We start from the raw sequence: 14,117 nt of genomic DNA, 5'->3' as shown, positions 1-14,117 counted from the left end.
AGTGCGTCCCTCTCAGTCGGTGGCGGGGCTGCCGGTCGCCGACGACAGGGACGCCAGAGCGTCGAGGTCGTCGGCCGAGTGCGCCACCACGTAGTTTTCGATGATCATCCAGTCCAGCCGGCTGCCGCCGTAGAACTCGAGGGCCTGCTGCGGGGTCTCGACGATCGGCTGGCCGTTGTCGTTGAACGAGGTGTTGAGCACCACCGGAACCCCGGTCAGCCGGTGGAAGTGCGCGATCAGCCCGTGGTACGCGCCGTTGTCCTCGGCTGTCACGGTCTGCACCCGGGCGGTGCCGTCGACGTGCACGATGGCCGGGACCTCGCCCTGCTTCTCGGGCCGGACCGGGGCCACGATGAGCATGTACGGCGACTCGATGTCCAGGTCGAAGTAGTCGGCCGCGTGCTCGCGCAGCACCGCCGGGGCGAAGGGCCGGAAGGGCTCGCGGTGCTTGACGCGGGCGTTGATGATGTCCTTCATCTCGGCGCGCCGGGGATCGGCCAGGATGCTGCGGTGGCCCAGGGCGCGCGGCCCGAACTCCGACCCGCCGGTGAACCAGCCCAGCAGCTTGCCCTGCGCGAGCAGTTCGGCCCCGATCCGGGACGGCTCGTCCACCGCGCGGTAGGGCAGTCCGCTGGCGTCGAGCGCGGCCCGCACTTCGGAGTCGTCGTAGGTGCGGCCCAGGTAGGCGTGGCGCTGGGCGGTGCGGGCGGGCTTTTCGCGGGGCTGTCCGGCGATGACGTGGTAGCCGTAGTAGGCGTTGCCGACGGCGCAGCCGCCGTCGCCTGCGGCGGGCTGCACGAAGACGTTCTCGAAGGGGGTCTCGCGCAGCAGCCGGCCGTTGGCCACGCAGTTCAGCGCGACGCCGCCGGCCAGGCACAGGTCGGTGAGCCCGGTGTCCGCGTGGAGCTGCCGGGCGACGTGCAGGAGGGTCTCCTCCAGTGTGTCCTGGGCCGCGTAGGCCAGATCGGCGGCGCGGGCGAAGCGCTCGTCGCCCGCGTAGCCGTCGAGGGCGTGCTCGATGAAGTCGAGCAGTCCGCCGTTCTTGAGGTGCAGTTCATAGCGGCCGTCGGGCAGCAGCGTGAGGTACTCGCGGAACTCCTTGCAGTAGCGCGGGGTTCCGTAGGGCGCGAGGCCCATCGTCTTGCCGTCCTCGGACAGGTACCAGTGCCGGCCTTCGTACTCGTTCTCGTACAGGACGAAGCCGATGGCCTTGCTGACCGCTTTGTACATGTAGCCGAGGGAGTGGTCGCTGTCGCCGGCCTGGTAGACCCGGAGGGCGCTGAGGCCGTCGGTGGACCAGTTGGTGCCGAGCACCTTGGACAGCTCGGTGATGGTGGTGCCCTCGCCGACGGCGGTGGTGAGGGTCTCCACGCCCCGGTCGTCGATGAGGCTGCCCGCTCCGTCGACGACGAGAATGGCGGCCCGCTCGAAGGGCGAGGGGAAGAAGGTGCTGGCGGCGTGCGCCATGTGATGGCGTATCAGATGGATGCGCTTGCGGAAGGGAAAGTACGCGGGCGCCAGCAGCGTGTCGTCGGCGACGATGACGTCGACGTCCGCGAGGCGTGCCTGCGCCATGTCGAGGCAGTACCGCCACGACTGGTTGAACAGCGAGTTGACTCCAACCGAGTACTTGACCCGGCGTACCCGCTCCTCCTCGATTCCGGCGGCGATGACGCCGTCGGAGACGAGACAGGCGGCGAAGTCGTGGTTGGACCCGCCCAGCCCGAGCGTCAGCATCCGCGTGTTCCCCCTCTTTGAGCTCGCAGCATTCCTTGTGTCACGGCCGCACGGCATGGATCAGGTGGTTCAGTGTGTCCTCTCCGTCCGCCATCGGCGGTTTCAGCACGCTGGGCTCCAGGCCCATCTCCCGCAGATACAGACAGAGTTCGGCGACCCGGCCGTGCACGTCCTGGACGTCGATGAACACGTTGCGCAGCAGGGGGCGCAGTTCCGCGTCGACACCCCGCAGGATCTCCAGTTCGGAGCCCACCGCGTCGATCTTCAGCAGATCGACGGGTCGGTCGGTGCCGATGTGGCGGGAGAGCCGTTCGACGCTGACGGTGGTCTCGCGTCCCTGGAACATCCGCTCCACGACCCGCGGCGGAAAGCTTCTGCCCAGGAGTTCCCTCAGCTGCCCCTGGTCCTGCGGGTACAGCGTCGAACTGCTCGGGAGCAGCGGGTAGTAGCGGAAGGACACATCGGCCGCCTCCTCGCTCCCCAGGGCCGTCTCGTGCACGGACACGTCGTGGAGGCCGAACTCCGCCACGTTGGCGCGCAGAGCCGCGACGAGTTCGGGCAGCGGCTCGAAGGCCACGATGCGCGCCTTGGGCCGCCGCTGCTTCACGAAGAGCGTGAAGAGCCCGATGTTGGCCCCGACGTCGATGACGAACGGCTCGTCGGGAAGGGAAATACCGGCGTAGGTTCCGCCTTCGAACATCTCGCGGTACAGAAAGCGGGCGTCCAGCGCGCTGACGGCGTGCACGGAGAATCCCTCAGCGACTTCCGTCAGCTTGGGGAGAGTCATGGGGCGGGGCTCCCGCTGCTCAGCCGAGGCGTTCGACGACGTAGTCGGCCAGCCGGTCCTCGGACGTGAGCGTGTCCTCGGTCAGGTCCTCGTCCTCGAACGTCACACCGAACCGCTCCTCGAGGAGAAGCAGGAACTCCAGCGCGTCCAGCGAGGTGAATCCATAGGCCTCGAGGAAGTTGCTGCTGTTCTCATTCACCGTGCGACCACTGGAGGCGGCAAACTCCTTGGCGATTTGGTGGATCTCCTGGAGCACTTCGTCGCGGTTCACAGACAGCCTTTCATTCGTTCGGACGAGTGACAATCTATCCGGTGGGTCAGAGGCTGTCCATCCTGACTATGCCTCAAAACACCTCTACCAGCGTCTAGTTGGCTTGTGCAAGCAGACGGTCCAGCCAGCGATGGTGATGCTGCAACGCCAACTCGTTGCGCCCGAACACAAAGTGCGTATTCGCCCCGGAGGACAAAGCTGCCTGTACGTCAAATCCCGTGCGATAGTCCTCCTCCGCCACGCCTCTTTCGACGAGTTCGCTGAACTCCGCCGTGTAGCGCCGGTCCTCATCGGTCACCGGGGGCACGCGCGTCAGGATGGTCTGCACGGTGCTGCTCCGGTCCACTCCCGGGCCGGGCATGATCTGGGAGACGACTCCATGGCCTTCCCAGCTGCCGGCGATCGACACGTTGGGGAAGACGGTGTAGACGGTGCCGCAGTGCGGGGCGGGGTCCCAGTCCTCGACCGGGATGTCCCGCAGCGTCCGCAGCGACTTGACCGGGTACAGGATCCGCTGGTGCGGCCCGAACGAGTCCACCACCATCAGGTTGGAGGTGGACGTCGGGGCGAACGTGGTGCGGTGCAGCGCCTGGATGTGGTAGCTCTCCAGATAGCCGTCGAAGGCCACCTTCCAGCCGGGCCCCGCCAGTTCGCGCTGCTCGTAGACGTGCCACTTGTCGAGTTCGAGCCGCTCCAGCTCGCGCGCGTACTCCCCGAGCCAGGCGTCCAGGTCGATCGTGGTGCCCGGCGTGAGGCACACCCACACGAAGCCGAGGCGCTCCACGACGGGCAGCGGACGCAGCCCCAGTTCGGCGTTGTCGACGTCCCCGAAGGTGCCGGGCTTGTGCACGGCGACGAGTCCGCCCCGGTCGTCGTACACCCAGGCGTGGTAGGGACAGCGGAAGCGGTGCCGGGTGCCGGTGCCGGCCGGGCACAGCTGGGCGCCGCGGTGGCGGCAGACGTTGAGGAACGCCCGTACGGCGCCGTCCTGTCCACGGGTGAGCAGGACGGGGGTGCCCAGGGCGTCCAGGGCCTTGTAGGAGCCGGCGCCCGGGAGTTCGACGGAGAGCGCGAGGGCGAGCGGGACCCGTTTGAAGACGACGTCGACCTCCCGTCGCCACCGGTCGGGGTCGAGGTATTCCGTGACGGGGACCCGCAGCACGTCCTCGGCCTGGTCCGTCGTGCCGGCCTCCAGGTGGGCCAGGGCCCGCTGCGCGAGGGCCACGGCCTGGGCATGGTCGATCACGGCTCCCACCTCCCGTTTCGTTGCGGTGCGTGCAGTGCGAAGAACTCCTCGTAGAGGAGCACCTGGCTGTCGAGCATGTGGCGGCCGTACACCACCGGCCGTCCGCTCTCCCGAGCGGCCTTGAGCAGGGCGGTCTCGGCCGGCTTCATGATGATGTCGGCGACCGCGCAGGTATCCGGCAGGCGGGCGAGGTCGAAGGGCAGCGGGTCACCTGGACGCATGCCCAGCGGGGTCGCGTTCACCGCGATGTCGACGCGATCGCCGTCGAAATCGTCCTCCGCGTCGACCGTCACCCGGCCCGGCCAGCGTGCGTCCAGCCGGGTGAGCACGTCCTTCCGGCGGATCGGGTCGGGGTCGTACAGCCGCAGTCGGGCGATGCCGGCGGTGAGCAGGGCGGCGGCGACGGCCCGTCCGGCGCCGCCGGCCCCGGCCAGGGCGACGGTCGCGCCCGCGGGGTCGTGGCCGTTGTCGCGCAGTCCGTGGACGAAGCCGGCGCCGTCGAAGTTGTCGGCGAGCCAGCTCCCGTCGGGGTTCCTGCGCAGGGCGTTGGCGCTACCGGCCACTTCGGCGGCCGGGCCCAGCAGGTCGGCGTACCGGCACACCTCGATCTTGTGCGGCACGGTGACGAGGATGCCGTCGAGGTTGCGCATGCGGCGCAGTCCGCGCATCACCTCCGCGAGGCCGTCGGGGGCGACATGCACGGGGACCAGCACCGCGTCCCGCGCGGTACGGGCGAACAGGTCGTTCAGCAGGCCGGGGGCGCGCACCTGGGCCACCGGGTCGCCCAGGACCACGTAGAGCCGGGTCGTGCCCGAGATGGCGCTCGGGCCGGGTGGGGCGTCGGGCATGGCGCTCCTCAGGCCGAGGTGGGGGCGGCGCCCGAAGGCAGGTCCGCCAGGACGGAGGAGACCAGGTGCTCGTCGACCCGGGGCACGAGTTCGACCCCGCGCGGGCCGTCCAGGACGAAGGTCAGCCCGGCGTCGGCGTCCTGCCCCTTCTTGTCGCGCCGCATCAGCTCCACCAGGGTCGGCACGGGCACACCGGACGGCAGCCAGGTGGGCAGTCCGAAGCTCTCCACCATCTCCCGGTGCTCGGCCACCCGGCCCTGGTCGATGCGGCCCAGCCGGCCCGCGAGCAGGCCCGCGAACACGGTGCCGACCGCGACCGCCTCGCCGTGGCGCCAGGCGTAGTCGGTGGCACGCTCGATGGCGTGTCCGAGGGTGTGGCCGTAGTTGAGGATGTGGCGCGGCCCCTGATCGCGTTCGTCGCGGGCGACGACCGACGCCTTCAGCGTCACGCTCGCCACGATCTGCTCGGTCAGGTCGAGCCCGCGCAGATCGCCGGCGCCGATGAACGCGCAGCGGGCTATCTCCCCGTAGCCGCTGAGCAGTTCGCGTCGGGGCAGGGTGTCCAGGAAGTCCGTGTCGCACAGCACCGCGCTGGGCTGCCAGTAGGCGCCGACCAGGTTCTTGCCCTCGGGCAGGTTGACCGCGGTCTTGCCGCCGACGCTCGCGTCGACCTGGGCGAGCAGCGTGGTCGGCAGGTGCACGACCTTGATGCCGCGGTGGTAGAGGGCGGCGGCCAGGCCGACGGTGTCCGTCGTCGTGCCGCCACCGCAGGCGATCACGGCGTCGGACCGGGTCAGCCCCGCCCCGACGAAGGCGCGGCAGTAGGACTCGACCGACGCGAGCGTCTTGTGCCGCTCGCCGTCGGCGACCGGCACGACCGTGAACGGCACGCCGGGGTCGGGGAGTTCCCTCTCCGGTAAGGCGCTCACCAGGGCGACGCGGCCGACGCCCAGCTCCCTCAGGACGCCCGGCAGCAGTCGGCGAGCGCCGGATCCGACATGGACGGCGTAGTCGTGATCCTTCAGCGTGACGTCGATACGGCGGATTACGCTCATGCCTTCAGTGCCCCCGTGGCTGTCCGGCCTTCACCGACGGCATGCTAACCAACGGTGCGGATCAAGGTCCACCCCCTGATCGTGTAGACCGCCGGTTCCGTACATGTACAGAATGTTTCACGCTCGTGGAACCCCAACTGGGTCCTATGGCAACACGGTTGACGAACAGTTAGGGTTGACCGGTCGAGCGACCTGGCCGTAAATCCCAAGCCGACCGCAAAACGGGGACTTTCATGCGCCTTAAGGAAAAGTTTCGTGCCGCACTCACCGCCTCGGCGGCAGAAGGCGGTCGACTCCCGTTCCTGATGAACGACATGGTCATCGAGGAACAGCTCTGCCAAATGCGCTGTTCCTACTGCCTCACCGAGGAGTACAACCTCCTCATGAACGTGCCCGACGCCCGGCTGCGGCTCACCACCGACCGCCGTCAGGACTGGCACGAGATTCTGGACATGTACCACGAGCACGTGGACGCGCCCATTCTGCGGCTGTCCGGCGGTGAGTTCTTCTGGCTGAAAGGGTCCACCGAGTTCGTCCAGGAGGCCAGCCGCCGCTACGAGACCGTCCAGGTCATCACCAACGGCGTGTTCCTCAACGAGCGGCGCATCGAGGCCCTCGCCGCGATGGGCAACGTCCAGCTGAACATCTCCCTGGACGGGCACACGCTGGAGCTGAACCGGCACCGCCTGCCCCCGAAACAGGCCAAGCTGCACGACGTCATCATGCGCAGTCTCCACGCGGCGGCCGAGGCGGGGCTGCGCATCGACATCCAGTCGGTGCTCACCGACGCCAACTACGCGGGCCAGCTGGAGTTCGCCCAGTACCTGCGCGACGAGGTCGCGGGCAGCACCACGCTGTACTTCTTCCCCGTGCGCGGCGACACCGCCGAGCGCATGGGCCCGCCGGCCGGCGACCACCTGATGCCGCTGGTGGAGCGCTACGACGAGTTCGCGGACGTCCTGCCGCCGCGCGCCTACGTCGAGCACATGGCCGAACAGCTCAAGACGAACGTGCGCACCCTCGGCTGCTTCGTCACGGCGACCATGGCGCAGCTCTTCGGCCAGGGCGACGTCTCCGCGTGCCCGCACGCCTGGGTCAAGCCGATGGGCAACCTGGCCCAGGACCGGAAGTTGCTGCTCGACCAGTACGGCTCGCACCAGCACTACGACCTGTTCATGCACGACCGCCCGCGGTTCTCCTTCTGCAAGACCTGCGCCACGCCGTCCGACGTCATCAACCTGTTCTTCCTGGACCGGATCACGGAGGAGGAGATCGGCGCGACGCACCTGTACTCGGGAGAGCGCTCACGCGCCCGGCTGCGGGAGCTGAAGGAGACGTTCCGGCCGGTCATCTCCGACGCCCCCGCAACCGGACAGGGTGTCGCTCAGAGCGTCAGCCCCGGATCGAGCTCCGCGTCGGCGTAGAGCGCCGCGATGAGTTCCTGCACCTCCAACGCCTGAGCCGGGGCCACCGTGCGGCCCCGGGCCCGGCCCGCCACCGTGTCGAGGAAGCCGTGGATCGCCGCCAGTTCGGGCCGGCGATCCTCGGCCGTGACCGTGCCTGCGGCGCTGCGCACCTCGCCGCGCCGCAGGTCCAGCACGGTGCTCTCGCCGTCCGCCGCGGTGGCCTCCAGGGTGAGGCCCATGACCCGGCTGCGACGGTCGATGCGCAGCTTCGCGTGACCTGCCGGGAACTCCAGGTCGGCGACGACCCGCTCCTCCACGCCTGCCGCGTCGACCCGGCAGGCGACCGGGCGGGGCCGGCCGAAGACGGTGATCAGCAGATCCAGGGCGTGCGCCCCGAGGTCGACCAGCGCCCCGCCGCCGGCCCGCGCCGCGTCGCCGTACCAGTTCGTCACCGGCCGCCACAGCCGCTGGCCGGCCGTGGTGAAGGTCAAGGTGATCTCACACGGGCCCTCGGGCAGCGCCTTGAGGAACGCCGGCACCAGCTCGTGGAAGCGATAGGGCAGGTTGACCGCGAGCCGGTCGGCGCCGGCCGCCCCGGCCAGCCGGCGCGCCTCGGACAGGTCGGCGGCCAGCGGCTTCTCGCACAGGACGTGCGCGCCGGCCTCGAGCGCCGCGAGCACCGGCTCGGTGTGGGCGTCGTTGGGCGTGCACACCGCCACCACGTCCGGCCTGCCGACCGTGAGGAACTCCTCCAGGCTGGTGGTGACCAGGACGCCGTCGGCCGCCGCTCCGAGCACCGAGCGCGCGCTGTCGGCGTCGGTGTCGCAGGCGGCGACGAGGGTGTAGTCCTCGTGGTCGGTGACGACGGGCAGGTGGTAGCGCTGGAAGACGCGACCACAGCCGACCACTCCGTAGCGCAGGGTCATCGGCCCACTCCCGCCGCGACGAGGGCCTCGGCGCCGCAGACGCGCTCCACCCGCTCGCTGAACTCCTCGAAGGACTCGCCGAGGTGCTCGGCGTCGTAGTCGGCCACCAGGTCCCGCAGATCGGCGGTGAGCCGGGTGACGAGGTCGGGCGGGTCGGTCTCGGCGAGGACGAGTCCGTAGTTCATGAACGCGAGGAACAGCTCCGGCAGCCCGTTGCGCCAGGCCCGCAGCCGGCTGAGGAAGGCACGCGGATTGTGCTCCGTCCCGCGGAGCCGGCGGGCGCCCAGGGCGATCTTCTGGGCGATGAACGGCAGGACGTTCTCCTTGCGGTCGCTGATCTCCTCGCCGACCTCGCTCCACGCGCTCCACAGGGCCTCGACGCGGGGGTCCGGCACCCGGTAGTCACGGCGGGCGGTGCGCAGGATCTCGTAGGCGTCGCCCTCCAGGCCTTCGATGTCGGCCAGCGGCAGCGGCTCCTCGATCTTGTCGTACATCTCGGTGCCGCGCAGCGCGATGGCGCGGTTGATCAGGAAGAACGGGTTGTCCGCCTCGTGGATCCGAGCGGCCACGATGAACTCGAGGTTCTCCCAGAGTTCGTCGATGGTGGTCTTCGGCTCGATCATGATCCAGCCGGGGTCGAGGCCGAGGCCCTTGCGTTTGAACATGCGGGCCGCGTCCAGGTTGTAGGCCACCGTGGTGCCCTTCTTGAACCGCCGCAGCATGCCGGGCGACCCGGATTCGATGCCCAGCAGCGCGGACGAGAGTCCCGCGCGGTGCAGCAGGTCGAGCGCCTCGTGGTCGATCAGCCCGGAGTCGACCCGGAACTCGCAGTGGAACTGGAACTTCAGACCACGGCTGAGGACGGTCTCGGCGAACTCGACGGCGTGCGCGAAGCCGTCGCCGAACGCCCCGCCGAAGTTGTCGTCGTTGAACCAGATGAAGCGGGTCCCGAACTCCCGCTGCAGGTACTCGATCTCGTCGACGACGTCCCCGGGCGGCCGCATCCGCCAGAAGCCGTCCACCACTCCGGGCTGGCGGGGCGCGTAGCAGAAGGTGCACTTGGCGTGGCAGCCTCGGCTGGTGAACGTGGAGGCCACGGGCGTCGCGATGCCCGCCGCCTTGTGGTACTCCAGCACGTCTCGGGCGGGCCAGACGAGGTTGCCGAGGTCCGGCAGCACGGGCATGCCACTGCTGCGCACCCGGTCGCCGTCGCGGTAGAACAGCCCGGGCGTCTGCCGCCAGTCGGTGCCGGCGGTCAGCCGGTCCATGATCCCCACGACCGTCAACTCGCCCTCACCGAAGGTGACGCAGTCGGCCTCGGGTACCTGCTCGGCGATGAGTTTCGCGTTGTAGGTGCAGAAGGCGCCGCCGATGGCGATGAAGACGTCCGGATCGGCGATCCGCGCGCACCGGATGAGCCGGATGGCGTCGATGATGTGCAGGTCGTACATGATGCTGATCCCGATGAAGCGGGGGCGCTCCCGGCGGATGAGCTCGATGATGGCCTCGTCGCTGGGTGTACGGCCGTGCAGGTTGAGCGATGTGACGGAGTGTCCGGCATTGCGCAGATATCCGGTAATGCAGGCCAGGCCCAGATTCTCCCGGACCTTCTCGTAGAAAATCCGCAGTGCCGGGTCGAGTTGGACGTACTCCTCGTCGGTGACGGTCACGTTCTGGTTGTTCAGGCTGAGTGCCCCCGTGGCTATCTCACGCGGGGTCAACAGCACGACGTCCGACATCTGACCCTAACCCTTCCCCGTGGTCCGTAAAGAAGTCGATGCAGAAATAAGTGGAGTTACCGCCACGCTCGGAGCATTGCCGACGTGTCGTGCCGTACGAGTGTCACTTCGGTCGTTCCCGTCACCGAGACCGACGCGGGGTGCGTCGTGTCAACCACCGTATCCGCCATACGCACTTCATGGCAGACCCCCATGATTTCAGGCCAACTCAACACGGCCGGCGGCAGCTTGGGATCCGACACCTCCAGTCGGCGCAGCGGAACCCGCAAGCCGACGCCGATCGCTTTCAGCGCGGACTCCTTGCGCGTCCAGTAGCGCAGAAATGCCGCCGGCCGTTCCGAGGGCGGGCGGGCGCGCAGCGCGGCCAGTTCCGTGTCGGTGAGGACGCGGGGGGCCACCTTCTCCACATCGGTGCCGGCGCCGTCCTCGACGTCGAGCCCGACGTCCGCGCCACGGCAGACGGCGAGTCCGATCACGTCCCCGCTGTGCGAGACGGAGAAGCGGACGTCCGCATGGGCGCTGTCGGTCGGTACGTCGAGCGTGACCTTGCCGTGCGGTCCGCCGCAGCGCGGGCACACGCGCCGCAGCGGCACGTCGGCGGGCGGCAGACCCAGCAGTTCGCCGAGCACCGTCCGGCTGACCGCGCAACCGGCCAGGAAGCGGCGCCTGTTGTCGGGGTCGGCCGTGGCCTCGTAGCGGCCGAGTTCCACGGGATCGAGCAGTCCCACCAGGCCCGGGCGCGCGTCGGCCAGGCGGGCCCACCACAGCTGCACCGGACGCGGTGGGCGGTCCGCCGCCGTCATGTGCCGGCCTTCAGCCGCACTTCCCCGACGAGCCGGAACCCCATGTGCGGCACCTTGAGGATCTGGGCGCCCGAGCCGACCTCCCGGAACCGGGCCCGCAGCGCCTCGATGACGTCCCGCGGGTCCTCACCGGTCAGCCGCAGCAGGTCGGGCCGGGGGACGATGACGGCCCGGCGGTCGGCGAGCGCCCGCAGCGCCTTGGCCTCGGCCTCGGACAGCCGCACGGACGCGGACGGAGTGGTGAGAGCGCCGGTCTCGTCCAGGTCGAGGATCTGGGCGGACGCGGGGGCGGCGACGTCCCGCAGGTAGGTCAGGAAGGACACGAGCCGCTCGGCGCCGAGCGGCGCGGCCATGACGAAGCCCGCGCCCGAACGGAGCGCCGCCAGCGTGCCCTTGGCGGTCGGCGCCGGCTGTACGAGGACGGCGTAGGCGCCTTCGCGGGTGATCTCGCGCAGTTCGAGCGGCGCCGAGCCGTCCGCCTCGGCGGCCACGAAGACGACGAGGAGGTCGTCGGCGACGTGCGCGGCCAGCTCCCGCGGGTCCTGCGCCGCCGGCTCCCTCAGCGGCAGTCCGGTGCGCTCACACGCCTCTCGCAGACGGGCGGCTTCCGGCGCAGCAAGTCCCCGGGTGAGTACGTACATGCAGTTCGAGCCTCTCGTCGCGTGCGGATCACGGAGTGGATAACAGGCTTGTCGGGTTCTCCAACTGTCGTTCTCCTTCCCATAGTTCCATGATCGACCCTTGGTCTACACTCCTGCGCATGCCAGAGCGCCCCTCCCCCGCCCCCTTGGTCCGGCGCACGACCCACCCACTCCTGGCGGACGACCGGCCGATTCGGCTGCCGCACACCGAGTTCGACGGTGCCGAGGTGCGGTTCCTCGGCGAGCCGGTCGATCCGGCCGTCCTCCCCTCGTCCGCCGCGGAACTGTGGCACGCGTGCGACGGCGCCCGGCCGTACCGTTCCTGGCCGTCCCGGGAACGGGAGTTGATCGCCGGCTGGCATGCGGCGGGCCTGGTGGTCGCCGCTCCGCCGCCCCGCCCGCGGCCGTCCCGCGCCCTGACCCTGTTCTCTCCCCACCCGGACGACGCCCAACTCGCCCTGGGCGGACTGCTCGCCCGGTTCGGCGGCCGCGTGGTGGACGTGTTCTCGCACGAGACCTGGACTCGTCGCCCTCACTATCGGAGCCGTCCCGCGCTGGCCTCACGCCTGCTGCTGGAGGAGGAGCGGGTGGCGTGCGGGGTGCTGGGCGCGGAACTGACCGTGCTCGGCCACGTGGACGCCGCCGACCGCTCCGCCTGGCAGGACGGCTACTTCCTCGGGCCGCAGTCCGCGGACGCGGCCCGTGCGACGGAGCCGGAGCTGTTCGAGCGCGTCACCGCCGATCTGGCCGCCGAGGCGGCGGGCGGTGGCCTGGTGCTCGTGCCGCTGGCCGTGGGCGGGCATGTCGACCACGTCCTGACCCGGCAGGCCGCGCTGGAGCTGATCGCCCGCAAGACGCTGGAGCCCGAACGGGTCGCGTTTTACGAGGACATGCCGTACTCGCTGTTCGCGGACGCCACGGCCGAAGCCGGCCGGCTCACGGTCGGCCCTGAACAGGCCACGCCGGTCCCGGTGCTGATCCCCGCGTCGGAAGCCGCGGTACGCACCAAGCAGGAGGCGCTGTGGCCCTACCGGCTCCAGGTGCTGGAGGCGGTCTCGAAACGGATCGTCCGCCATGGCCGGCAGCTGGGCGCGCCGGGGTGGGCGGAACGCCTCTGGGTGCTGCCGGAGTCCGCCGCCGCCTTCGGGGAGTTGGCGGCCGCGGCGGCGGAGGAAGCCGCCGCGGCCGGGTGAGGGCGGCCCCGGCATGCGACTGCACACACGGGAGTGGGGCACCGGCGACCGCGTCGCCGTCCTCGTCCACGGCCTCATGGCCGACCACCGCACCTGGCACGAACTGGTCCCGGTCCTGACCGGACGGGGCTACCGCGTCCTCGCCGTGGATCTGCGCGGTCACGGCGGCAGCGGCCGGGGCGCCTACGCGCCGCACCTGTTCGCACAGGATCTGCTGGAGACGCTGCCTCGCGGCCCGGAGCTGGCGCTGGGCCATTCGCTCGGCGCCCTGGCCCTGGCGCTCGCCGTGCCGGAACTGGAGCCGGAGCGTGCCGTCTACTCGGAGCCCGCCTGGCGGCTGGGAGGCCCGGACGGCACCCTCGACCCGGCCGTCTTCACCCTCTTCAAGCGCGCGCCTCGGCTGCTGATCAGGAGTCTGCGCCCGGAGTGGGGAGAGCGGGAGGTCGCGGCCGAGCTGGCGGCGCTGGACGCCTGGGACGAGCGGTCGGCGCTCGCCCTCTCCGCCTACCGCGGCGCCGATCACACTCCGCAGAAGCCGCTCGTCCGCTCCCTCGTCCAGGCGGCGGAGCCGAGCACGCTGGTGAGCGGGGAGATGCGGGCCGAGCTGACCCGGCGGGGGTTCGAGGTGCGGACCGTGCCGGACGCCACGCACGCGATCCACCGGGACAGCTTCGACGCGTTCCTCACGTCGCTGTCGGGGTGGCTGTGAACGGTGCGGGTCAGTGCACCGCGCGCAGCATGCGCGTCACGTTGATCCTCGTGGGCGAGAGACCCAACTCGACGCTCTGCATCATCCGTTCGCCGTTCAGGCGGCCGTACGCGAGCAGGTCGATGTTCGCGAGGCTGAATTCCGGCCAGGTGTGGATGCTCAGGTGCGAGGCGGAGAGCAGGAGGATGGCGGTGACGGCGCCGTTCGGGAAGATGTGCGAGGACTCACCGAGTACCGTGGCGTTTCCCTTTTCGGCGGCCGTGCGCAGGATCTTGAGGAGGCGCTGTTCGTCGGTCAGGATGCTGTGGTCGCTCACCCAGACGTCGACTGCGTACGAGCACAGGTCGTCGACGTTTATTCCGTCGGTGGCGGGACTGCTGGAGTTGGTCATGGGGAACCGGAGGCCGCTTGTCGCTCGCCCCCGTCTCCTTTCAGATAGGTATGTGCTGGTCTGACGGCCGAAGTGGAAGGTCGGCGAGGCCGGTTCACACACGGTCCGGCGGGGCGCAGCGTAGCATCCGGCGCGCGCTCTAGGGCTCGCGGGCGCCGCGCGTCAAGGGGCTCAGGGGAGGTCACGTCGGATTGGCCGGAACACTGCGGACGGCGATGGACAACGAAGGAGCGGAGTTCTTGGAGCGGCAGGACGCATCGGGCCGGGATTTCCTGGCACTTGACTGCATTTCGGCGACTTTCGGCATCACGGCGGCCTGGCTCGGTCACGATCCGAGCGTTCTGGGAGATCACTGGGGATACCAC

14 protein-coding genes are annotated in these 14,117 nt (G+C 70.0%); 3 read left to right on the top strand and 11 right to left on the bottom strand.

The window, feature by feature from the left end; all coding sequences use genetic code 11:
- Positions 1-12: 12 nt before the first annotated feature.
- The 6 genes from ABT070_RS28450 to ABT070_RS28425 form a co-directional block, all read right to left on the bottom strand.
- Positions 13-1,737: a carbamoyltransferase family protein gene (locus ABT070_RS28450; RefSeq protein ID WP_351764724.1), complete on the bottom strand. Its 1,725-nt coding sequence runs from the start codon at positions 1,735-1,737 to the stop codon at positions 13-15.
- A 40-nt stretch (positions 1,738-1,777) separates the two neighbouring features.
- Positions 1,778-2,524 (bottom strand): FkbM family methyltransferase, encoded by a 747-nt coding sequence (locus ABT070_RS28445; RefSeq protein WP_351764723.1) that lies wholly within the window; start codon positions 2,522-2,524, stop codon positions 1,778-1,780.
- Between the two features lie 19 nt (positions 2,525-2,543).
- A complete protein-coding gene (locus ABT070_RS28440) occupies positions 2,544-2,795 on the bottom strand; it encodes a phosphopantetheine-binding protein (RefSeq protein ID WP_020129798.1) in 252 nt (83 codons plus the stop codon).
- A 94-nt stretch (positions 2,796-2,889) separates the two neighbouring features.
- Entirely contained in the window at positions 2,890-4,041 is a 1,152-nt protein-coding gene (locus ABT070_RS28435) for an aromatic ring-hydroxylating oxygenase subunit alpha (protein ID WP_351764722.1), read from the bottom strand.
- Positions 4,038-4,889 carry a shikimate dehydrogenase family protein gene (locus ABT070_RS28430; protein ID WP_351764721.1) on the bottom strand — a complete coding sequence of 284 codons (852 nt, stop codon included), beginning with the start codon at positions 4,887-4,889 and terminating at the stop codon, positions 4,038-4,040. The genes ABT070_RS28435 and ABT070_RS28430 overlap by 4 nt, the downstream gene beginning before the upstream one ends.
- A gap of 8 nt (positions 4,890-4,897) precedes the next feature.
- Complete coding sequence (locus ABT070_RS28425; RefSeq protein WP_351764720.1) at positions 4,898-5,944, bottom strand: 3-dehydroquinate synthase family protein; 1,047 nt, start codon at positions 5,942-5,944, stop codon at positions 4,898-4,900.
- Between the two features lie 305 nt (positions 5,945-6,249).
- Between ABT070_RS28425 and ABT070_RS28420 the strand changes: the two genes are divergently transcribed.
- On the top strand, positions 6,250-7,368 hold the full coding sequence (locus ABT070_RS28420) for a radical SAM protein (protein ID WP_351764719.1): 1,119 nt from the start codon (positions 6,250-6,252) through the stop codon (positions 7,366-7,368).
- Here the strand turns inward: ABT070_RS28420 and ABT070_RS28415 are convergent.
- From ABT070_RS28415 to ABT070_RS28400, 4 genes are read right to left on the bottom strand one after another with little or no spacing between them, the layout of a single operon-like run.
- Positions 7,329-8,276 (bottom strand): Gfo/Idh/MocA family protein, encoded by a 948-nt coding sequence (locus ABT070_RS28415; RefSeq protein WP_351764718.1) that lies wholly within the window; start codon positions 8,274-8,276, stop codon positions 7,329-7,331. The two genes, ABT070_RS28420 and ABT070_RS28415, sit on opposite strands and share 40 nt — an antisense overlap.
- Positions 8,273-10,015 carry a B12-binding domain-containing radical SAM protein gene (locus tag ABT070_RS28410; RefSeq protein WP_351764717.1) on the bottom strand — a complete coding sequence of 581 codons (1,743 nt, stop codon included), beginning with the start codon at positions 10,013-10,015 and terminating at the stop codon, positions 8,273-8,275. Before ABT070_RS28410 ends, ABT070_RS28415 begins: the two co-directional genes overlap by 4 nt.
- A 56-nt stretch (positions 10,016-10,071) precedes the next feature.
- On the bottom strand, positions 10,072-10,818 hold the full coding sequence (locus ABT070_RS28405) for a 4'-phosphopantetheinyl transferase family protein (protein ID WP_351764716.1): 747 nt from the start codon (positions 10,816-10,818) through the stop codon (positions 10,072-10,074).
- Entirely contained in the window at positions 10,815-11,459 is a 645-nt protein-coding gene (locus ABT070_RS28400; RefSeq protein ID WP_351764715.1) for a winged helix-turn-helix domain-containing protein, read from the bottom strand. The genes ABT070_RS28405 and ABT070_RS28400 overlap by 4 nt, the downstream gene beginning before the upstream one ends.
- 119 nt (positions 11,460-11,578) lie before the next feature.
- On the opposite strand from ABT070_RS28400, the gene ABT070_RS28395 reads away from it, so the two are divergent.
- Entirely contained in the window at positions 11,579-12,652 is a 1,074-nt protein-coding gene (locus tag ABT070_RS28395; protein ID WP_351764714.1) for a PIG-L deacetylase family protein, read from the top strand.
- Between the two features lie 13 nt (positions 12,653-12,665).
- Positions 12,666-13,361, top strand: coding sequence for an alpha/beta hydrolase (locus ABT070_RS28390; protein WP_351764713.1), 696 nt, complete (start codon positions 12,666-12,668; stop codon positions 13,359-13,361).
- Positions 13,362-13,371: 10 nt separating this feature from the next.
- Here ABT070_RS28390 and ABT070_RS28385 read toward each other — a convergent pair whose 3' ends face one another.
- Complete coding sequence (locus tag ABT070_RS28385) at positions 13,372-13,752, bottom strand: S-adenosylmethionine decarboxylase family protein (protein ID WP_351764712.1); 381 nt, start codon at positions 13,750-13,752, stop codon at positions 13,372-13,374.
- Positions 13,753-14,117 lie beyond the last annotated feature (365 nt).

Source organism: Streptomyces sp. NPDC002884 (genome assembly GCF_040295245.1).
In the GTDB taxonomy this organism is placed as follows: domain Bacteria; phylum Actinomycetota; class Actinomycetes; order Streptomycetales; family Streptomycetaceae; genus Streptomyces.
Note: the sequence above shows the minus strand (reverse complement) of the source record. Positions and strands in the feature narration are given on the sequence as shown.

Coding starts and splice junctions, on each gene's coding strand:
- ABT070_RS28445 (WP_351764723.1), bottom strand. CDS start 2,524: ATGACTCTCCCCAAGCTGACGGAAGTCGCTGAGGGATTCTCCGTGCAC.
- ABT070_RS28425 (WP_351764720.1), bottom strand. CDS start 5,944: ATGAGCGTAATCCGCCGTATCGACGTCACGCTGAAGGATCACGACTAC.
- ABT070_RS28385 (WP_351764712.1), bottom strand. CDS start 13,752: ATGACCAACTCCAGCAGTCCCGCCACCGACGGAATAAACGTCGACGAC.
- ABT070_RS28405 (WP_351764716.1), bottom strand. CDS start 10,818: ATGACGGCGGCGGACCGCCCACCGCGTCCGGTGCAGCTGTGGTGGGCC.
- ABT070_RS28450 (WP_351764724.1), bottom strand. CDS start 1,737: ATGCTGACGCTCGGGCTGGGCGGGTCCAACCACGACTTCGCCGCCTGT.
- ABT070_RS28415 (WP_351764718.1), bottom strand. CDS start 8,276: ATGACCCTGCGCTACGGAGTGGTCGGCTGTGGTCGCGTCTTCCAGCGC.
- ABT070_RS28400 (WP_351764715.1), bottom strand. CDS start 11,459: ATGTACGTACTCACCCGGGGACTTGCTGCGCCGGAAGCCGCCCGTCTG.
- ABT070_RS28395 (WP_351764714.1), top strand. CDS start 11,579: ATGCCAGAGCGCCCCTCCCCCGCCCCCTTGGTCCGGCGCACGACCCAC.
- ABT070_RS28420 (WP_351764719.1), top strand. CDS start 6,250: ATGAACGACATGGTCATCGAGGAACAGCTCTGCCAAATGCGCTGTTCC.
- ABT070_RS28410 (WP_351764717.1), bottom strand. CDS start 10,015: ATGTCGGACGTCGTGCTGTTGACCCCGCGTGAGATAGCCACGGGGGCA.
- ABT070_RS28390 (WP_351764713.1), top strand. CDS start 12,666: ATGCGACTGCACACACGGGAGTGGGGCACCGGCGACCGCGTCGCCGTC.
- ABT070_RS28430 (WP_351764721.1), bottom strand. CDS start 4,889: ATGCCCGACGCCCCACCCGGCCCGAGCGCCATCTCGGGCACGACCCGG.